This window comes from Streptomyces roseofulvus, from assembly GCF_039534915.1.
Taxonomy (GTDB): domain Bacteria; phylum Actinomycetota; class Actinomycetes; order Streptomycetales; family Streptomycetaceae; genus Streptomyces; species Streptomyces roseofulvus.
This window is the reverse complement of record NZ_BAAAWE010000001.1, coordinates 7,914,966-7,933,322: the sequence shown is the minus strand read 5'-3', so window position 1 is coordinate 7,933,322 and position 18,357 is coordinate 7,914,966. Positions and strand designations below refer to the sequence as shown.

Genomic DNA, 18,357 nt, shown 5'->3' with positions numbered 1-18,357 from the left:
ATGCTCACGACTCGACTCGACCCCCGCGCTCCAGGGGCATGCCCCCATGAGGGCTGTTGACCACCAGGGACAGTGACCCGTCGGCGAGGTAGGCGTGCCCGGGGAAGTAGTCGATGTGGAGGTGCCCACCGTCCTCGGCGGTGGCCATGGCCAGCAGCTGCTCCGCGAGGGCCGCCCTGCCGACGGAGTCACCGCCGATGACGAGGATCTGCCGGTCGGCGTCCCACTGGACGAGGACGCCCGGCCCGGAGGTCGCCCTCACCGCGACCCCGCCCAAGACCTCGCCTCCCGGCACCGGGGTCGCGTCGAGCAGCCCGTTCCCCTGGGCCACGGCATGCGCCAGGCATGTCAGTTCTTCCGCCGATCCGGACAGATCCACCTCACCGAACCCTGGGTCGGACACCAGCTTCACACGCCTCACTCCTTCTCCGGGACAGGGCCTGAAGAGTAAGCAGTGGCCAGCAAGGTTGTGCGCCCGGGGACGGTCGCGAAGGTGAAGGCCCGTGCGGGGCGCGCTGCCGCTTCAGGTGCCGAGCCAGACGATGTTGAGGACGGTCAGGTGGCGCAGGGGCCGGTTCACCCAGTAGGTGAGGGACAGCCGGCCCACGGAGGCGAAGCGGACGTCGTGCCCTTCGGGGTCGTCCGCGTTCCACTGGCGGAAGCCCCACGGATCGGACGCCGCCGCGTCGAGGACGTCCCAGACGGTGTCCTCCACCCGGTCGGGCAGGGTGTCGAGCACCTTGGCCGCCGTCGAGGAGAGACGGACCGCGTACGGGGCGCCGGTCACCGGCGCCTGCCTCGCAGTTCCGCCATGTCGATGGCGTCGCTGTCGTCGTAGCCGGAGGTGATGAACGCGTCGACCGCCGAGGCATGGGCGACCCGTCCCTGCCAGTCCTGGACGACCTCGTACAGCCCGGCGAGGGAGAACGTCCGCCGGGACTCCTCCAGCGCGGCCGTCCACTCCCGCTCGAACGCCACCACCCACCGCTCGGCACGGGCACTGGACCGCAGCCGGGCGAGCAGTTCGGCCGGCGCGCCGGGGGCGGGCGCGTGGGGCGTGAAGGACGTGTGGTCGGACTCCGCACTCATCGGCACCTCCGTCAGGGACCCGGTCTCGCCACTGTACGGGCGGGCGCGGGGTGGCGGGGACGGACAGCGGGGGAAACCCTTCGTTCGGGGGCAGTTGTGGCGGGTGGGTCGATCGAGGCGGACTGGCTGACGTCCGTCTCGTCGGGGAGGGCGTTGCGGCGCCGCCCGCGGCCCGGTGGCGCGGATCTCGGTGACCGGCAGGTCATGCAGGCAGTGAGGCGAAATCCCGTCCGGTGACGTTCTCGGGGATGCGGGCTCCAAAGCAAGCGAGCGCTCGGTGCAACGGGAACGACAGCACGTAGAAGACGTGCTGGACGTTCACCAGGCACGCCGGGGCCGCGACCGAGGCGGGGGCGCCCGTCGCTCGCCGCATAGAGTGCTGCCTGGCTGATCCACGTCGTTCGTCCCCCATCGATCTGGTACGCCCGCGTTCTCGTCTCCGCAGGCACCGCCCCTTGGACCGCACCACCAGGAGGAACCCGTGTCATCACCGCAACCGCTCACCCCCGAGGAGAGGCTCGTCGAGGCGAAGAAGCAGCTGAACCTCCCGCGTATCGTCGTGATCTGCGGCTCCACCCGCTTCATGTCCGAGATGACCGAGGCCGATGTGCGGGAGACCAGCGCGGGAAAGATCGTCGTCAAGCCGGGCTGTGACATGAAGTCACCCCACGCACTCTGGTCCGATCCGGTCGAGGCCGAAGCGCTGAAGGTCCGACTCGACGACCTGCACCGGGCGAAGATCCGGCTCGCCGACGAGGTACTCGTGGTCGGCGACTACATCGGGGACAGCACCCGCGCCGAAATCGCCTACGCCCGCTCACTGGGCAAACCACTGCGGTTCACCCATCCCGAAGTCGACCCCGACGCCTGACCACCTGGCCCGGCCCTTGCTGGAGCGGCGATCAAGAGGGGAAGGCGCTCGTGCCTGGCGTTCACGCAGCTGTCGCCGCACCCAGGTCGGGGGCGAAGTGCTGGGCCACCTCCGCCGCCACCGCCGTCGCGTTGCGCGTGCCGTCGGCTTCGATGCCCCTCTTGATGGCCTGCATATCGGGCGGGACCAGCGCGACGGTCGTCTCCGACAGGGTGGGGACGCGGCTTCGCGAGGGGGCGGGGACGCCGGGTGCCTCCGACCGGGGGGGGGACAGCGGCAGCAGCTCCGACGTGGACTCGGGCGGCGTCGACGGCGACTGGGCGGCGACCCTGCGCATGATCCGGATCCCCCGCGCGCCCGCTCATGCGGGATCGATCGCCTCCATCCCTAGACCAGGGTCAGGAGGTGATCCGTGGGCAGGTAGTCGATCTTCCAGTCGGCGTAGACACCGCAGAAGCCGTCCTCGACGCATCGCAGACCGACGGTCACCCAGCGTACGGACCCGTCGCCGCCCAGCGAGAACGCGACCGCGGCTTCGAACTCCTCGCTCCCGCAGGAGGGGCAGCCTGCCGGGCCGGGCTCGTCGTCCTCCCAGGACTCCTCGTCCCAGTACTCCCCGCTGTCCGCGACGAAGGCGCGACTCCCGCAGCCGGCGCACGCTCGTTCCGCGCCGGATCCGTTGACGAGCACGAGGAAAACCCGGCCGCCGCATCCCCCGCAGACGCACGCGGCGATCCGCACCGGGCGGCCGTCGACCGCCTCCAGCAGGAAGTCCGCCAGCTCCGCAGGAACCCCCGCGCCCACCTGAGTGCCGTCACCCGTCTGAGCGCCACCACCGGCTCGATCGTCATCGTGCACCGCCCCATCGTTGCAGACCCTCCTCCCCCCCCGTCGGACGGCGGCACTCCCCCGCCCCCCGCCGGCGCGCATGACCCCTTTCGTGATGGGCAGGGGCGCGAAGAGAGCGAGTCGGTGGTGGCAGGGCCGGGGCCGCCGGCGCGGCGGTGTGTCCACCGGCCCCGGGAGGCGATCATGGGATTTCCGCTGCCCGACACGGTCGAGGACCTCAAGGCCCTCCTCGGTGAGGAGGTGGCCAGTCTGCGGTCGGCGGTCCGCCGGACCGCCGACCGGACGACCGTTCCCGTCCCGGGGGAGGAGGTCACCGCCTCCGTGCAGACGCTCTCGCCGGCTCCCAGCCTGCCCGTCCGGGGCGATTCCGGGGACGACTGCATCTGCAGTACGCACGACCCCGGCGCGACCGGTACGTGCTCCGTCCTCGACGCGATCCCCGCCTCCGCCGTGCTGCTCGAAGCGGTGCGCGACCAGGGCGGGGCGGTACGGGACTTCCGTATCGTCGCGGGCAACAGGATCCGGTCCGCCGAATGGCTGGAGGCGCCGCACCGGCAGGTCGGGCAGCGGTTCCTGGAGGCCCGGCCGGGGGCGGCGACGAGCGGGCTGCTCGCGGGGCTCGCGGACGTGGTCGCGGGCGGCGGGCCGCTGGAGGGCCGGGTCGTCGACTACACCGAGCAGCGCCTGGGGCGGCTGCACCGCGCCCCGCTCCTGTACTCGGCGGCGCGCTGCGGCGAGCAGGTGCTGGCGACCTGGCGGCCGGTGCAGAGCCAGACCGAGCTCCTGACGATCGACGCCCAGTTCCTCGCCTCCCTGGGCTGGGGCAACTGGGACCTGCTGTCCGGGAAGGTGACCTGGTCGGAGGGGCTGAGCCGGATCTTCCACGCCGAGATCCGGATGCCCTGGTCGCTGGACCAGCTCTGCGACGCCCTGCTCCCGGACGACCTCACCGCCTTCGCGGAGTTCCTCACGTCCGTCCTCGCCGGCGAGGAACCGGCCTGGACGCGCATCCGCTTCCTCGTCCTCGGAGAGGTCCGCACCCTCGACCTGCTCGGCCGGCCGGTCGCCGGGACCGACGGCCGGCCCTGGGCGCTGAACCTGGTGGCCCGTGACCTCACCCCGCAGATCCGCAGCCGTCGCAGGCTCGCCGAGACGGAGCGCGAGTCCGACCGGCTCCGGCGTCAGGCGCGCGCCGAGCGGCGGGTGGCGGACGCCCTGCGCGAGGCGCTGCTGCCGACGCACTCCGAGGCCCTGGCGGCGGTCGGGCTGACGGTGGCGGCCTCGTACGGGCCCTCCGAACCGGACGCGGCCGTCGGCGGAGACTGGTACAAGTGCCGGCTCCTGCCCGACGGGCGGGTCCTGATCGCGATCGGCGACGCCGCCGGCCACGGCCTGGACGCCGTCGCCCGCATGTCGCAGCAGCGCCACGCCCTGGCCGGTCTCGCCCAGACCGGGGCCTCGGCCGGGGAGATCACCACCTGGCTCAACGAACTCGTCTGCAGCGACCCGACGGAGCAGACCGCCACCATGGTGACCGGCCACATCGACGACGCCCGCGACCTCCACTGGGCCGACGCCGGCCACCCCGCGCCGATCCTCCTCCGCGACGGCCGGGCCCGGCCCCTCCAGACGAGCGAACGCGGCCCTCTGCTCGGCGCGTTGCCGGGGTACGCGTACCAGACCACCACGACGCACCTGCTCCCCGGCGACGTGCTGCTGCTCTACACCGACGGCATGGTGGAGCGGAGGGGCGAGGACGTCACCAAGGGGATCGAGCGTCTCGCCGACCTCGTCGCCGGCGTCCCGGACGCGACGCCCCAGGCGCTGATCGACGCGATCCTCGCGGACCCGGAGCAGCAGTCCGGTCACGAGGACGACGCCTGCATGCTGGCCATCCGCGTCGACTGAACCACCCAGCCGCCGGGGGGTCTTCCACCGAGGGGGCATGAAGGTGGCGAATCGGCCCCGCGCCGCCCGCACCACTCGCTAGCGTGGCAGTCTCGGCGGAAAGGGGACAGAAGTGACGCTGACGGTGGGCTTCCGGCTGGGCAACGACATCCTCACCCGGCAGGTGACGGTCCTGGTGACCGAGAGCGGCGTCCTGCACCGGGCCCAGGGCCTCTACGGCAAGCTGCCGCGCGTCTCCCCGCCCGTGCCGTCGGTCGCGCTGACGACCTCCCTGCCGGACTTCCGGGGGGAGAACCCCCTGGCCCGCCCCATCGCCGACCTGCGCCAGCAGCACGCCTCGTACACGCGGAAGGGGTACCAGCGGATCCTCATCCCGCCGTCGGTCGTGCGGGTGGACGTGCGGGAGTACCCGCCCCGGCCGGTGGTACGCCACCGTGAGCTGATCCACGCGTTCGTCGCCGCGGCGACCGCGACTCCCGTGACTCCCGGGCCTTCCACGCCGTCCCCGTCGCTCGAGGCGGCCATCACGGCGTTCCGGAGCGCCCTCGGGCTGCCCTCCCGGCCGGAGCGCGTCGCCGGCGCGACCGTGCCCCGCCCCCGGGGGATTCCGCCGCGCGTCGCGGCGATGCTGCGCACGCTGGCGCACGGCTCCCCGCTCACGCCGTCCCGCCGCCTTCCCGTCGGCTGGACGGTGACCGGTCAGGGCGTACGCCTGCGGGTCGGCGCGATGGGCGAGGTCCTCGACCGGGCGGACGTGATCGAGCTGCACGCCGCCCTGAACGCCTGGCTGCTCTTCACGAGGGACGGCGGGCCGCCCGTCCTGGAGGGCGGGGAACGGTCGGGCCGTTCCCGGCAGGGGCCGTCACGATCGGGTTCGGCCTGAGGGGTGCGTCCCTGCCGGGGTGGGGGGCCCGGCGTCGAGGTGGGCCGCGATGCGTGCGACGGTCCGGGCGTTGTCCTCGAACAGGTGCGCCTGCATGCCGAACGCCCGTGCCGCCTCGACGTTCGGCGCGGCGTCGTCGATGAACAGGCATGCCTCGGGCCGTACGTCCAGGGCGGCGCACGCGGCACCGAAGGCGCGGGGGTCGGGCTTCTCGACGCCGATCTCGTGCGAGTAGACGATCTGTTCCACGAGCTCGTCGAAGTGGTAGAGCGTCGTCTCCCGCTCCCGGGCACCGACGAAACTGTTGCTCAGGATGCCGAGCCGGCAGCGTCCCCGCAGTCCTCGGACGTGGTCGATCAGCTCCTCGTTCGGTGTCCCCAGGTACTCCGCCCAGAGGTCGGCCATGAAGGCCTCGACCTGGAGGGCGTCGAGTGCCAGACGGGACGCCACCTGCTCGCGCACGTCCCGCTCGCCGACGCTGCCGACGCTGCCGGCCCGCCATATGTCGTGCATGCGCGCGTGGACGGTGCCGGGCGCCAACCGGAGCCGTTCTTCCCACCGTTGCACCCAGCCCGTGTCCGGCGTGAACTCCAGCACGCCGCCGATGTCGAGAAGGACGCAGGTCTCGGTCATGGGCACATCTCCTGTCGTCGGCGGAAGGTCGGCCCGCCTGTGCGGCCAGGAACCCTTGGTGGACGGACGGGGCCGACCGGATTCGAACCGGCGTCCTCGCGGCTTTGGAGACCGCGCGCGTCGACCTCTGCGCTACGGCCCCGCCCGCCGGCCATCCTACGAGCCCCGGTACGGCAACGTCCGGACGGCCGACGGGGACGACGCCCGAGCGGTCGGCGGGGGCCCAGGACAGGTGTGCGCCGCACCGACTAACGTACTTGCGAGTAGGGCGGGGGCGACCGTGTCGCACGGAACGAGGGAGCGGGCCATGGAGCGGCAGTGGAGCCTGGAGGAGAGCGTGAAGGTGGACGCGCCGCCCTCCGTCGTCTACGGGTGGGTGTCGGACCTGCGGAACATGGGGCGGTGGAGCCCGGAGTGCCGGTCCGTGTGGGTGCTGCGGCCGCCGGCGCGTGCCGGTTCGCGCTTCGTCGGGTTCAACCGGCGCGGGCTGTTCGTCTGGCCGACGTTCGGGCGGGTGACCCGGGCCCGCGCGGACAGCGAGTTCGTCTTCGACATCAGCGCCTTGGGGCTGCCGATCGCGCGCTGGGGGTACCGGTTCGAGCCGGAGGGCTCGGGCACGCGGGTCACCGAATTCTGGGAGGACCTGCGGACCGAGGGGTACCGCGGCCGGATCGCCGTGTTCCTCGGCGTGCTGTTCGCCGGAACCGATGCCGCCCGCCGGGCGGAGGTCAACCGGGCCGGCATGCGCACCACGCTCGAGCGCATCGCGCGGACGGCGACCGCCGGCAGCTGAGGGACGAGGCCCTCACCGGCTGGCGTCGGCGACCGGGGCGGCGGTACGCGGACCGGCCGTCGCCCGGTACAACACGCAGCGGCGCAGCGGGCCTTCGGGGACGCTCGGGTCCTCGAAGTCGTCGGCCGGATCGTGGGTCATGCCGATCCTGCGCATCACGGACTGGGACCGGACGTTGCCGACGGTGGTCGACGCCAGTACCTCCGGCAGTCCGAGGACGTCGAAGCCGTAGGTCAGACAGGCCCGGGCGGCCTCGGTGGCGTACCCGTGCCCCCAAGCCGAGCGGGTCAGGCGCCAGCCGATGTCCACCCCGGCGAAGGGCATGTCGTCGCCGACCACGTCCAGGCCGACGCGGCCGATGAACGCGCCGGTCGCGCGCTCTTCCACGGCCCACCAGCCGAAGCCCCGCCGGTCGAGGTCCGCCCGCATGCGCGCCGCGACGGCGTCGCTCTCCGGGCGGGTGAGCGGGGCGCCGAGGTGTTCCCGGACAGCGGGATCGGCGTTCATGGCCGCCCACGGGTCGAGGTCGGACGCGCGCCACCCGCGGAGCAGCAGTCGTTCCGTGCGCAGCTCTGTCATGCCGTGCAGCCAACGGCACGACAGGGCCGGGTGTCGACCGGTTTTACGGCGCCGCCGCGGTCCCGCAGGTCGGGTCGTCGAGCGCGGTGACGGTGTACGGGGGCCGGCCCGGCGGCTCGTCGAGCTGGCTGTTGACCACGTAGAGGCGGCAGCCGTGTCGTGCCAGCGTGGTGGGCAGGTCGAAGGGGTGGTCCGTCAGGCGGTGGGTGACCGTGCCGGTGCGCAGTTCCTCGTCGAGCCGGGCGATGTAGACGCCGTGCGGGGCGCCGTAGTTGAGGACGGCGTACAGGGTGCGGTCGCGCAGCACCATGCCGTCGGCGCCGAAGGACTGGTCCCCGAGGTCGAGTCGGCTGACGGCCTTGTCGGTGGTGGAGATCCGCCAGACGGCCTCGGTGCCGTTGGACGCCACGAGGAGGGCGGTGCCGGTCCCGTCGGCCACGATGCCGTTCAACAGCCAGTACTGGGCCGGGAACTGAGGGAAGGCGGATCGGATGTCGAGCCAGGGTTCGAGCGGGCCGATCGCGTCGCCCCGGATTTCCGCCCGGTGGACGACGGGGTTGGCCCAGTCGGTGACGTACACGGCGTCCTTCGTCACGGTCAGGTCGTTCAGGTGGGGCGCGCCGAGCGGTCCGTCCTGGGCCGTCCGGGTGGCGAGGAGGCGCCCGTGGCGGTCGTGGACGGTCAGGGTCGCGCCTCCCACGGAGAGGATCCGGCCGCGGCGGTCGGTGTGCACGCCGAGGGTGCTGGGCCGGTCCGCGAGACCGCGTGCCGGGAACTGCTCGAGTTCGGGGTCGCCGACGCGGCCCCGGTAGAGGGTGCCGAGGCCGTCGGAGGAGACGTACACGGTGCCGTCCGGGGTGACCGTGATCCCTTCGGGCAGGACGCCCGGCTCGTGAGAGACGACGTACGTGTCGGGCAGTTCGCGCGCGCCGACGGGGGCGGGTGCGCCGGAGGCGAGGGTCGTGAGGAGGAGCGTGGCGGCGAGGCAGGCTGTGCGGGCGGGAATACGGCGCATCGGGGCGGCCTCCGGCGGGTGGTCGGCGCAGGACGAGGGGTGGTCGACAGGAGAGTGCCGCCCGTTCGCGCGGAACGCACTGCCTTTCATCCCTGGGTGAAAGGGTCCGCCGGGCGGATAATCGGTCGGCATGATCCGTCTTCACTTCACGGCCGCCGACCTGTGCCGGATCACGCTCGCTCCGACGGCCAACGCGTTGTCGGAGACCGTCCTGAGCGTGCGGGCCGCGCTGCGGCCGGGGCCGCGTCCGCAGGGGCGGCCGGAGGTGCGGCCGGGGGCGCGCGACGGCGTGGGCCGAGGCGCCGGGCCGCTGTACCGTCCGCGGTCCGCCGTACGGGAGTGGCACCGTTCCCTGCCGGGTGGTGCGGTGGCCCGGGCGGGTGTGCTCGCCGAGTTGGTCGCCGAGGACGGCTTCGTACCGGACTTCCTGCTGCAGCCGGCGACGCCCGACTTCGCCGGCGGTCTGGCGGCGGCCGCGGCGACGCCGGCGGAACGGCTGGCGCTGGATCTCGGCATCCCGGAGGTGTCCGGCTGGAACGGCGGTCTGGCCCGGCCGGGCCGGTGGGCCCACGAACTCGCGCAGGGGTCGCCGGTCGCGGCCCGCGCCCTGCTGGACGACACCCGCCGCTACTTCGAGTCGTCCGTACGACCGCTCTGGCCCCGGATCCGCCGGGACGCGCTCACCGATCGCGCGCTGCGGTCGGAGATGCTGCTGCGCGGTGGTGTCGACGCCCTGCTGACGACGCTCGGGACGACCTGGCGGTGGCAGGCGCCGACGCTGCACCTGCCGTCGGCGTCGACGTACGACATCCCGCTGTGCGGGCGCGGACTGCTGCTCGTCCCCTCGTGGTTCGCGACGGGACCGATGGTGATGTACCGCCCCGAGGCCACGACGGTCCTCGTCTACCCGCTGTACGACTCCGGCGACGCGGCCTCGTCCGGCGAACGCCCGGAAGCCCTGGCGGCGCTGCTCGGGGGCACCCGGTCCCGGATCCTCGCCCTGCTGCGCTCGCCGGCCACCACGACGGCCCTCGCCGAACGCGCCTCCGTCTCCCTCGCGGCGGCCAGCCAGCACGCCTCGGTCCTGCGGGGCGCGGGTCTGATCGACACGGTCCGCACGGGGACGGCGGTGCTGCACAGCCTCACGCCCCTCGGGGAGGCCCTGCTGGCGGGGGCGGCGGACTGAGCGGGACGATCGGCGTCACCACGCGCGGCGGGGCCCGGCATCCCGGGCAGGCCCCGCCGGGCGGGGCGTCAGGAGCCGGCGGTCGGGAGGCTCAGGAAGAGGTCGAGGTAGGTGCCGACCGACAGGAGCAGCCCGAGACCGCCCAGGACGGCGCCCGCGACGGCGATCGCGCGGACCCAGTGGGGGCGCCGCGGCAGGGCCAGTACGACAGCGGCGACGATCACGGCGAGGAGGGCGAAGACGCCGTTGACCAGCGCGGTGCTGTGCCAGGCGTCGCCGTAGATCTCGCTGATCTGCTGGGCGGGGGTGCCGCCGCCGGAGGTCTTGATCTGCCCGATGAGCGTCTCGCGCTCGGCGACGACCCTGCCCGTCCAGGTGCCGGTGAGCGCGACGACGGAGAGGGCGGCGGAGACGACGGCAGCGGCGGCGGAACCGACACCGCCGGCCTCCGGCCCGGCGGCCGCCTCCTCGGCGTCGTCCCCCTCGTCCCTGGCGTCGCCCTCGTCGTCGTGCGGCCCGTCGGGCAGCTCGGCACCGTCGTCGACGGCGGCGTCCTCGGCGAGGTCGCCGTCCGGTCGCGCTGCCGTCTCTTCGGTCTTCTCGGTCGTCTTCGTGTCCATGCGGCGCACGCTAGGCGGCCCACATGAGAGCCGCCTTAACCGATCGCCCGATCCGCGCCCGCTCGGTCAGTGGACGTGGACGAATCCCGCGGCCTGGAGCAGGACGGCGACTCCGACGACGGTCAGGGCCGTCGCCAGGAGGTAGCCCACCGGCGCCTGGGCCCGGGTGCCGGGCGGTGCGGCGAGGGCGCCGGCCGTTCGGGTCTGCCACCAGGCGTAGACCGCGAGCAGGAGGACGGCGGTCGGGAGGAGGACGATCTGGCCGGTGAAGTGCGGTACGGCCCCGCTGACGCCGGCGACCGCGGCGGCGCCGAACAGGACGCCTGGCCCGTCGAAGCGGAGGCCGAGACGGCCCGGACGGTCGTGCGCCGAAGCCGCCGCCGCGATCGCGGCGCCCACGGCGAAGGGAACCACGGCGAACAGGCACGCACGCCAGTTCAGGGTCATGGGGAGCCACCAGGTCGCCGTCAGGCCGAGCACCGGACCGCCGCCGGCCGCGATCGCGAGGTAGATCCCGAACGCCTTGCGGCGCTCCTGGAGGCCGGTGAAGGAAGTGGACACCAGGGCGGGCGCGGACGACGAGACGAGCGCGGCGAAGGCGCCCTGGAGGGCGCGGGCCGTGATCCAGACGCCGGACGAGGGCGCCATGCCGCCGAGCGCGGCCGCCGCCGCGAAACCCGCCAGGCCGATCACCAGCATCCGCTTGCGGCCGAGGAGGTCCGTGATCCTGGCGCCGCACAGCAGCACCCCGACGAAGGCCAGCAGGTACGTGAGGGGCACCACGTCCAGGTAGACGGTGGACGACACGCGCCAGCCGTCGCCGGAGATCCCGAGGTCCTCCTGGGCGCCCGCCACCATCGTCGCCGTGTGGGAGAACACCGCGTCGAAGAGCACGACCCCCTGGGCGAGCCCGAGCGCCACCAGACCCCACCACCGCCGGGGCGACGGGGCCTCCGGCTCCGGCAGGCCCGCCGGGGATGTGGCGGCGGCCCACGCTCCGGGCGACGGGAGCGGGGGCGCGCCGAAGCCGGGGGCGACGCCGGCGTGCGCCGGGGCGGTCGGGACGTACGCGGGCGACGCGGGCAGGGGCGAGCGGGCGGATGGCACGCGGGGGTCCGCCGGTACGGCCACCCCGGCGCCGGCAGCCACCCCGGGGGCCGTGGGGGCGGCGGGCGCGTAGTCCAGCAGGTGCGCGGCGCGGCGGCCGAGCTGGGCGAGCACCGCTCCGGGCAGCCACTCCCCCGCCTGGTCGGTCGCCGTGCGCGCGGCCACCTCCTGCGGGGTCGGCCGCTGCGCCGGGTCCTTGTGCAGGCATGCGCGGACGAGGTCGAGGAGCGTGTCCGGGACGCCCGTCAGGTCCGGCTCCTCCTCGGCGATCCGGAAGAGGTGGGCGTTGAGGCCGGTGTCCGTGGCACCGAAGAGCAGCCGTCCGGTGGCGGCGTAGACGAGGAGGGCGCCCAGGCAGAACACGTCGGACGCGGGGGTGAGGTCGAGGCCGCGTACCTGTTCGGGCGACATGAAGCCGGGCGAGCCGATCAGCATCCCGGTGCGGGTGTGCAGACTGTCCCCGGTGAGCCCGTCCATCGCCCGGGCGATGCCGAAGTCGATGACGCGGGGGCCGTCCACGGTGACCAGGACGTTGGACGGCTTGAGGTCACGGTGGATCAGGCCGGCGTCGTGGACGGCCTGGAGGGCGAGGGCGAGGCGGTTGGCGAGGGTGCGGACCGAGTGCTCGGGCAACGGCCCGAAGTCCCGGGCCACGACGGAGGTGAGGTCGGGCCCGGGGATGTACTGGGTCGCGACCCACGGCACGGCGGCGTCGGTGTCGGCGTCGAGGACGTCGGCGGTCCAGGCGCCGCCCACCCTCCGGGCGGCGGCCACCTCGCGGGCGAACCGTCTGCGGAACTCCGCGTGCTGGGCGTGTTCGGCCTGGACGACCTTGACGGCGACGGTCCGCCCGAGGTCGGAGCGCCCGAGGTAGACGAGGCCCATGCCGCCCGCGCCGAGGCGGGCGATCAGGCGGTACGGGCCGATGTGTGCGGGGTCCTCCCCCGTCAGCTGTTCCACGGTGGAGGTCAGCCCTTTCGGTGCCGGTCGTCCGGCCCGCCGGGTGCGGTGAGCGGGGCGGAGGCGTGCGGTTGCGCTGAGCGGAGTGCGTCACGGCCCATGTGTGGTGGTTCCCCTGGATGGATGCGGCGATCACAATCTAGAACAGAATTCCAGAACGTGTCGCGCGGCGCCAACCTCGGGTCGCCCCAGAGCCGTTGACAGCGACGCCGGCCGGCGCGCCCGCGGCCGGCGGCTCCTCACGTCGGAGCGGGCCGCGGCCGTCGTCACCACTGACCCGGAGCTCACCTCACGGACGCGCTCCACCCGTCCCCGGCGGCGACGTACAAGGCCCCCTGGTGCAGATCGAGACCCCGGCCCGCGGTCGGCGTGCCCTCGTGGACGAGCGGGCCCGCGCCCTCGAACGCGACAGCCCGGAGGCGGAAGGCTTCGGGCTCGTCGCAGCCGACCGTGCGCAGCCGCCAGCGCCCCGGAGCGTACGCGTCGGGGCGTGGCGGCAGGGCGAGTTGGAGCTGCGCGGCAGCCGGGCGTTCCACCTGGTCATCGGTGTGCGCCGCCGTCCAGGAGGCCATGACGAGCGCGGCTTTCGACGGCGTACGGACCACGGGTGAGCCGGCCGCGAGGGAGGGCGGCGTTCGGTCGCCGACGCGCGGCGGCTCGATGAGGTCCGAGCGACCCACCCTCTCCCTGAGGACACGGGCGAACCAGTGGGCGAGGTGCGGGCCGCCCTGGGCGGCCCACCCCCGGATCAGGTCGCGGAAGGCCGCTTCCTGACCGTGCGCGTCGGCGTGCGCCCCTGCGGCGAGGATCGCTCCTCCCGTCCCGGACAGGGCGCGGCACAGCGGCAACACCGGGACGCGGTCGGCATGTTCGGGGTACCGCACGGAACGCAGCTCCCACATCACGTGCCGCAGGAGCGTGGCCGCCGCGTGCGCGTCCGGCGCCAGGTCTCCGCCCGGCGGCTGACGCAGGCGCTCGGACCTGCCGGGCCGGGGAGGCGTGACCGCGTCCACGCGCCGCCCGGCGGCCGACAGATGCCATGAGCGGTCGTCGAGGTGACACTCACCTCCGGCCCCGCGCAGCAGACCGTCGCCGCCCAGGAGCACCGCGGTCTCACCCGTCCCGGCGTCCAGGACCACCCCACCCGTGCCGGGGGAGACGAAGTCGACGTCCGTCACTCCGTCCAGCCACACGTTCAACAAGGCGGGTGGGGCGGGCTCTTCGGCGGCGAACCCGCGGCCGACGACGAACTGGAGGAAGGCGGTGAGCCGGCTGCCGGCACGCTCCACCCGCAGGCGCCGTACGGTCGCCGTCGCCAGGTCGTAGTCGGCGCCCAGCTCCTCCACGTACTCCCGGGTGAGCCGCCGTTGCGGCGCCATGACGTGTCCGAGGTAGTTCCGGCCCGGCCTGTGCGCCTCGGCCGGTGGCAGCAGCGCCTCGACGTCCTGCCCGGCGAGGGCGGCCTGTTCGACCATCCACGCGCGCCGCCGCTCGCCGAGACCGGCCATCCACTCCAGGACGCTCGCCGCCCGGGCTTCGCGCGCACCGGCGTTCGACGCGCTCGCGGCCCAGAAGAGCGGGAACAGGTTGTTGTCCCACACGTCCGCCGCCTCGCGTATCGCTTCCCGGTCGAAGAGGCGGACGTCCGCCGCGGCCTCCGCCATCCGCTCCACCGAGCGGTCCAGGAGCGCCGCCAGTACGGACAGGGGCGAGGCGGATCGCACGGCCGAGCGCGGCACGTCGGGCATCGCGGAATCAGAAGGGGTCATCCCGCGATGCTCGCAGACGGCGCCGTCCGCCCACCTCGCGCCCCGCGCCGCGCATCCGCCGCCCGCCCGCGCCCCGCACCGGGCTATGGGCCGACCCCGCACCCCCGCGCCGCGCATGCGACCTGAGGGCGGGGTGGCCCGCGCTAGAGCCCCCGCGCGGCGGCCTCGGTCGCGGCGTACGAGGAGGCGAAGGTGAAGGCGCGCGGGGACGGCCCGTTCGCGCGCAGGTCGGCCAGCCGGTCCAACGCCTCGCCGACGGTGGGGACGTGACCGGCGGGGATCCACCAGAGCACCAGGTGCGCCGCGACGTGCCGCTCGAACCAGTCGCGGCGACGGCGCATCACCTCCAGGTGCCCGCTGCGGTAGGTGAAGTCCCAGAGCGCCTCCTGGGACTCCCAGACGGTGAGGTTGACGATGACGTTCTCGCCCGCGGGGCGCAGCCCGGTGGCGTCGTCCGTCCCGTCCTCCACGAGCCGCCACACGAAGCCGGGCGCGCTGTCGGCGGCGGCGTTGACCGGGTCGAGCATCTCGACGAAGGGCGCGATGCGCGGGTGGTCGATCGGGTGGCGGAGGGTGGCCACGTTGAGCTGGGCGAGGTGGAGGGTGGGAGCGGCGGGCTGGGATGCGGTCATGGCCTCATCCCAGCACGGCGCGCTTTTCTATGTCAATCGCCATTGTTTTTAGAAGCCTCGACCACCACACAGCACTCCCCCGGCCGGGCGTCCATGCGGGCGCGGACGGGGCCGCCGACACCGATCAGCCCCTCGAGGAGCGCGAGGTTCATGCCGCAGACCAGCGGCGGGAAGCGTTCGGCGACGGCATGGAACGGGCAGTTGCGCATGCGGACGACCGACGCGCCCTCCCCGGCTCCCTCCCCCTCCGGAGCGGCGGCTTCGAGGTGCGGTTCGTAACCGCGTGCGGCCAGCACCGCCATGGCCTCTTCCAGCCCCGCGCAGGGCGCGTCCGTGCCGCGCAGGGCCTCGCCCCGGCGGCGCGCGGCGGCGTTGAGCCCGGCGTCGAGGCCGGCCCGCTCGGCTGCCTCGGCGAGCAGTTCGGCCGCCGTGCGGTAGTCGCGGCCGGGCAGCGACACCGATCGCTCGCCCGGCGCCCGCGCGTACACCTTGGCGGGACGCCCCGCGCCCGGTCCCGAGCGCCCAGAGAGGCGGCGGCTGCCGCTCTCCAGCAGACCGGCCTCGGCCAGCCGGTCCAGGTGGTGCGCGGCGAGCGTCCGCGCCACCCCGACCCCCTCGGCCGCCTCGTTACGCCCCACCTCGCGGCCCTGCGCGACCACGTACTCGTAGAGGCGGCGGCGCACCGGGTCCTGCAGCACCGCGATCGCATCGATGTCCTTCATCCGGACATTCTAGTGACAACCTCGATTGACATAGAAGGCCGTGCGGCCGGAGTAGGCTGCTGCCGGGTTCTCTCAGACCTCCGTGACCAGCGGAGCGACCCACAGCCGGGGGGCATCGCGTGCGTGTGCGCAGAATGATCGTTACCGTCCTCGCCGTCACCACGGTGGCGATGGCGACGGGATGTTCGTCGTCCGAGGACGGGCAGGACGGGGACGACAGGCAGCGGTTGGCCCAGACGCGGACGCCGTACTGCGAGGCACTGGGCAAGTGGCAGGACACGATGCGCGCCGAGGGCGCGAAGACGCCGGGCAGTCCGGCGTACGAGAAGATCGGCCCGGCCGCCGAGCGCGTCTACACCGCGGCGCGCCCCCACGGCGACGAGCACGTCAGCGGAGGCCGCACGCTGGCCGAGGAGACCTCGCTGGCGGTCAGGTACGGCGATGCCGAGGCGGAGATCCGCGTCACGGCGTACTGCGACGAGGCCGGTCTCGAAACGCTGGTCGGCTGACCGTTCCCGACGCCCGGCTCCCGGGCTCGGGGGGTCCGTCCCCGGCGCCCGGCTCGCGGGCGCGGGGGGGGCGTCACCGAGGCCCGGCTCCCGGGCTCGGGGTGCGGTTCCGGCCCCGGAGGCGCCGGCGTGCCGGGCGGGATCGGGTTCGTCGGGGGCGCGGGGCGGGGCTTCGACGGCTCCAGCGGGTCCCCGGGGCCCGTCGGATCGTCCGGTTTCGGCGGGGTCGGGCGGGTCGGAGGTCCGGTCCGTGCGGCGCGTTCCATGCTCACACCAGCTCACGAGGTCAGCTTCTCCAGCCGTCCGCGGGCCGCCTTCAGGGAGCGGCCGCGGGGCAGCTCTCGCTTCCAGGGATCCTCGCCGTCCAGGCGTTCGTCGACCGTGGTCAGTGTCCAGCGCCGCGGGGTGAGGTCGGGGTCGTCGAGTTCGGTCCAGCGCAGCGGAGTGGCCACCGGTGCGCCGGGCCGGGCGCGGACGGCGTACGGGGTGACGGCGGTCTGGCCGTAGCCGTTGCGCTGCACGTCGAGGTAGAGCCGACCCTTGCGGGCCTGCTTCCGGGCCGCGGTGGTGAGCTCCTCCGGGTGCCGCGCCGCGAGCAGTTCGGCCACGTCGCCGGCGAACGCCCGTACCTCGTCGAAGGCGGTACGGCGATCGAGCGGAACCACGACGTGCAGTCCGCTCGAACCGGTGGTCATCAGGGCCGCCGGCAGGTCGAGCTCGTCGAGCAGCTCGCGCAGCAGCGCCGCGGTCCGCCGGACCGGTGCGAAGTCGTCGCCGGAAGGGTCGAGGTCGAAGACCAGGCGGTCGGGGTGGTCGGGACGGTCGGCCTTGGACAGCCAGCGGTGCGGGGTGATGCACGCCTGGTCGACCAGGTAGAGCAGGGACGCCAGGTCGTCACAGACCGGGTACGTGACGGTGCCGCCGGCCTTGGGCAGCTCCGCGCGGTGGATCCAGTCCGGGAAGTAGTCGGGGGTGTCCTTCTGCATGAAGCGGCCGTCTCCGATGCCGTCGGGGTAGCGCTCCAGCATCAGCGGACGTCCGCGCAGATGCGGCAGGATGCGCGGGCCGACCCGGCGGTAGTAGTCGGCGAGGTCGGCCTTGGTGATGCCGTCGTCGGGGAAGAGCTCCTTCCCCGCTCGTTTGATCTCGACGGTCCGGCCGCTCACGCGGATGTCGGTGGTGGTCATGGCGTTCCTCGCTCGCGGATGACGTCGGTGGGCCGCTTGTCGTCGCGCAGGCCCTTGAAGCGGGGGTGGCGGAGCCGCCCGGCGCCGGTCCACTCGGTGAAGTCGATCTGGACGACCAGTTCGGGGCTGACCCAGTGCACGGCCCGCTCCCGGACCTCGTCGGCGAACGGCGAACGGTCCCGCTCCAGCCGGCCCAGGCGTCCCCGCAGGCGGCGCAGAGTGGCCGTGTCGTAGCCGGTGCCGACCTTGCCCGCGTACCGGAGCCGCCCGTCCTGGTAGTGGCCGACGAGCAGCGCGCCGAACCCGAGCCGGCTGCCGGCCGGTTCGGTGAAGCCGCCGACCACCAGCTCCTGGCCGGCGGCGCACTTGAGCTTGAGCCAGTCAGTGGAGCGCCGGTGCAGGTACGGTCCGTCCGCGCGTTTCGCGATGAGCCCCTCCCAGCCGCGTCCGCAGGCGTCGGCCAGCAGCTCCCGGCCGTCGCGGCCGACGCGGTGGGGCGTGTACCGCAGCGGGAGGCGGAAGTCGAACGCGACGCGGAGCAGCGACATGCGGGTGCGCACCGGCAGGGCGGTGACGCTCCGGCCGTCCAGCCGCAGCAGGTCGAAGAGGTAGGAGCGGACGGAGACCCGGCCGGCCCGGACGTCCTCCGGGCGTGTGAGCTGCATGCGCCGCTGGAGGAGGGCGAAGTCGCTGCGCCCTCCCTTGACGGCGGTGATCTCGCCGTCCACGCAGAAGTCGGGACGGCCCTGCGTGGCGAGGGCGTCGACGACCTCCGGGTACGTGCGGTTCAGTTCCCTCCCGGTGCGGGAGAGCAGCCGCGGCCGCCCGCCGTCGCGGCGGGTCGCGACGACGCGTACGCCGTCCAGCTTGCGCTCGAACAGCATCGCGTCGGGGAAGGTCCGGCGGTCGCTGAGCACGGCGAGCATCGGCTGCTGCTCGCGGACGCCGCTCTCCGCGAGGCGCAGCCGGCCGCGGTCGGCCTCGGACAGCCGGTCCAACAGGCTCATGCGGTCTCAGCCCCTCCCTCCTCGTCGTCCCTCTTCCC

General features: G+C 74.0%; 21 protein-coding genes and 1 tRNA gene. 6 read left to right on the top strand and 16 right to left on the bottom strand.

Annotation, left to right across the window (positions count from 1 at the left end):
• Positions 1–4: 4 nt before the first annotated feature.
• The 3 genes from ABFY03_RS36580 to ABFY03_RS36570 all read right to left on the bottom strand — a co-directional run bounded on the left by ABFY03_RS36580 (position 5) and on the right by ABFY03_RS36570 (position 1,089).
• Complete coding sequence (locus ABFY03_RS36580) at positions 5–331, bottom strand: Imm32 family immunity protein (RefSeq protein WP_346172059.1); 327 nt, start codon at positions 329–331, stop codon at positions 5–7.
• 192 nt (positions 332–523) lie between these two features.
• Complete coding sequence (locus ABFY03_RS36575; protein WP_319012819.1) at positions 524–787, bottom strand: hypothetical protein; 264 nt, start codon at positions 785–787, stop codon at positions 524–526.
• Positions 784–1,089 (bottom strand): DUF6247 family protein, encoded by a 306-nt coding sequence (locus ABFY03_RS36570; RefSeq protein WP_319012818.1) that lies wholly within the window; start codon positions 1,087–1,089, stop codon positions 784–786. Before ABFY03_RS36570 ends, ABFY03_RS36575 begins: the two co-directional genes overlap by 4 nt.
• A gap of 481 nt (positions 1,090–1,570) precedes the next feature.
• Between ABFY03_RS36570 and ABFY03_RS36565 the strand changes: the two genes are divergently transcribed.
• A complete protein-coding gene (locus tag ABFY03_RS36565) occupies positions 1,571–1,960 on the top strand; it encodes a hypothetical protein (RefSeq protein ID WP_346172058.1) in 390 nt (129 codons plus the stop codon).
• Positions 1,961–2,021: 61 nt separating this feature from the next.
• Here the strand turns inward: ABFY03_RS36565 and ABFY03_RS36560 are convergent, their stop codons facing one another.
• Together ABFY03_RS36560 and ABFY03_RS36555 are read right to left on the bottom strand one after the other, a co-directional pair.
• Positions 2,022–2,297, bottom strand: coding sequence for a hypothetical protein (locus ABFY03_RS36560; protein ID WP_346172057.1), 276 nt, complete (start codon positions 2,295–2,297; stop codon positions 2,022–2,024).
• Between the two features lie 50 nt (positions 2,298–2,347).
• Positions 2,348–2,818 (bottom strand): hypothetical protein, encoded by a 471-nt coding sequence (locus ABFY03_RS36555; protein WP_346172056.1) that lies wholly within the window; start codon positions 2,816–2,818, stop codon positions 2,348–2,350.
• Between the two features lie 174 nt (positions 2,819–2,992).
• Between ABFY03_RS36555 and ABFY03_RS36550 the strand changes: the two genes are divergently transcribed.
• Together ABFY03_RS36550 and ABFY03_RS36545 are read left to right on the top strand one after the other, a co-directional pair.
• The gene (locus ABFY03_RS36550; RefSeq protein WP_319012815.1) at positions 2,993–4,717 is read left to right on the top strand and encodes a PP2C family protein-serine/threonine phosphatase; all 1,725 of its coding nucleotides are present in this window, start codon (positions 2,993–2,995) and stop codon (positions 4,715–4,717) included.
• Positions 4,718–4,829: 112 nt separating this feature from the next.
• Positions 4,830–5,600, top strand: a complete 771-nt coding sequence (locus ABFY03_RS36545; RefSeq protein ID WP_319012814.1) for a hypothetical protein — start codon at positions 4,830–4,832, stop codon at positions 5,598–5,600.
• On the opposite strand, the gene ABFY03_RS36540 is transcribed toward ABFY03_RS36545, so the two are convergent.
• The gene (locus ABFY03_RS36540) at positions 5,580–6,233 is read right to left on the bottom strand and encodes an HAD family hydrolase (RefSeq protein ID WP_319012813.1); all 654 of its coding nucleotides are present in this window, start codon (positions 6,231–6,233) and stop codon (positions 5,580–5,582) included. The genes ABFY03_RS36545 and ABFY03_RS36540 overlap by 21 nt on opposite strands.
• A 67-nt stretch (positions 6,234–6,300) precedes the next feature.
• Positions 6,301–6,375, bottom strand: a tRNA-Trp gene (locus tag ABFY03_RS36535).
• A gap of 165 nt (positions 6,376–6,540) precedes the next feature.
• Between ABFY03_RS36535 and ABFY03_RS36530 the strand changes: the two genes are divergently transcribed.
• A complete protein-coding gene (locus ABFY03_RS36530; RefSeq protein WP_319012812.1) occupies positions 6,541–7,026 on the top strand; it encodes an SRPBCC family protein in 486 nt (161 codons plus the stop codon).
• Between the two features lie 12 nt (positions 7,027–7,038).
• Here ABFY03_RS36530 and ABFY03_RS36525 read toward each other — a convergent pair whose 3' ends face one another.
• Together ABFY03_RS36525 and ABFY03_RS36520 are read right to left on the bottom strand one after the other, a co-directional pair.
• Positions 7,039–7,605: a GNAT family N-acetyltransferase gene (locus ABFY03_RS36525; RefSeq protein ID WP_346172055.1), complete on the bottom strand. Its 567-nt coding sequence runs from the start codon at positions 7,603–7,605 to the stop codon at positions 7,039–7,041.
• 43 nt (positions 7,606–7,648) lie between these two features.
• A complete protein-coding gene (locus tag ABFY03_RS36520; protein ID WP_346172054.1) occupies positions 7,649–8,620 on the bottom strand; it encodes an SMP-30/gluconolactonase/LRE family protein in 972 nt (323 codons plus the stop codon).
• A 130-nt stretch (positions 8,621–8,750) separates the two neighbouring features.
• Between ABFY03_RS36520 and ABFY03_RS36515 the strand changes: the two genes are divergently transcribed.
• Positions 8,751–9,806, top strand: a complete 1,056-nt coding sequence (locus ABFY03_RS36515) for a winged helix-turn-helix domain-containing protein (protein ID WP_346172053.1) — start codon at positions 8,751–8,753, stop codon at positions 9,804–9,806.
• 68 nt (positions 9,807–9,874) lie between these two features.
• Here the strand turns inward: ABFY03_RS36515 and ABFY03_RS36510 are convergent, their stop codons facing one another.
• The 5 genes from ABFY03_RS36510 to ABFY03_RS36490 form a co-directional block, all read right to left on the bottom strand.
• Positions 9,875–10,426 (bottom strand): hypothetical protein, encoded by a 552-nt coding sequence (locus tag ABFY03_RS36510; RefSeq protein ID WP_346172052.1) that lies wholly within the window; start codon positions 10,424–10,426, stop codon positions 9,875–9,877.
• Positions 10,427–10,492: 66 nt separating this feature from the next.
• Positions 10,493–12,493 carry an MFS transporter gene (locus tag ABFY03_RS36505; protein WP_346172051.1) on the bottom strand — a complete coding sequence of 667 codons (2,001 nt, stop codon included), beginning with the start codon at positions 12,491–12,493 and terminating at the stop codon, positions 10,493–10,495.
• Between the two features lie 284 nt (positions 12,494–12,777).
• Positions 12,778–14,262: a hypothetical protein gene (locus tag ABFY03_RS36500; RefSeq protein WP_346172050.1), complete on the bottom strand. Its 1,485-nt coding sequence runs from the start codon at positions 14,260–14,262 to the stop codon at positions 12,778–12,780.
• Positions 14,263–14,405: 143 nt separating this feature from the next.
• Positions 14,406–14,894 carry a DUF3291 domain-containing protein gene (locus ABFY03_RS36495; RefSeq protein WP_346172049.1) on the bottom strand — a complete coding sequence of 163 codons (489 nt, stop codon included), beginning with the start codon at positions 14,892–14,894 and terminating at the stop codon, positions 14,406–14,408.
• A gap of 32 nt (positions 14,895–14,926) precedes the next feature.
• Positions 14,927–15,616 carry a helix-turn-helix transcriptional regulator gene (locus ABFY03_RS36490; RefSeq protein WP_346172048.1) on the bottom strand — a complete coding sequence of 230 codons (690 nt, stop codon included), beginning with the start codon at positions 15,614–15,616 and terminating at the stop codon, positions 14,927–14,929.
• A gap of 119 nt (positions 15,617–15,735) precedes the next feature.
• On the opposite strand from ABFY03_RS36490, the gene ABFY03_RS36485 reads away from it, so the two are divergent.
• Positions 15,736–16,125 (top strand): hypothetical protein, encoded by a 390-nt coding sequence (locus ABFY03_RS36485; protein WP_319012803.1) that lies wholly within the window; start codon positions 15,736–15,738, stop codon positions 16,123–16,125.
• 278 nt (positions 16,126–16,403) lie between these two features.
• On the opposite strand, the gene ligD (ABFY03_RS36480) is transcribed toward ABFY03_RS36485, so the two are convergent.
• Both ligD (ABFY03_RS36480) and ligD (ABFY03_RS36475) read right to left on the bottom strand, forming a co-directional pair.
• On the bottom strand, positions 16,404–17,312 hold the full coding sequence (gene ligD / locus ABFY03_RS36480) for a non-homologous end-joining DNA ligase (protein ID WP_346172047.1): 909 nt from the start codon (positions 17,310–17,312) through the stop codon (positions 16,404–16,406).
• Positions 17,309–18,319, bottom strand: a complete 1,011-nt coding sequence (gene ligD, locus ABFY03_RS36475) for a non-homologous end-joining DNA ligase (protein ID WP_386723605.1) — start codon at positions 18,317–18,319, stop codon at positions 17,309–17,311. Before ligD (ABFY03_RS36475) ends, ligD (ABFY03_RS36480) begins: the two co-directional genes overlap by 4 nt.
• Positions 18,320–18,357 lie beyond the last annotated feature (38 nt).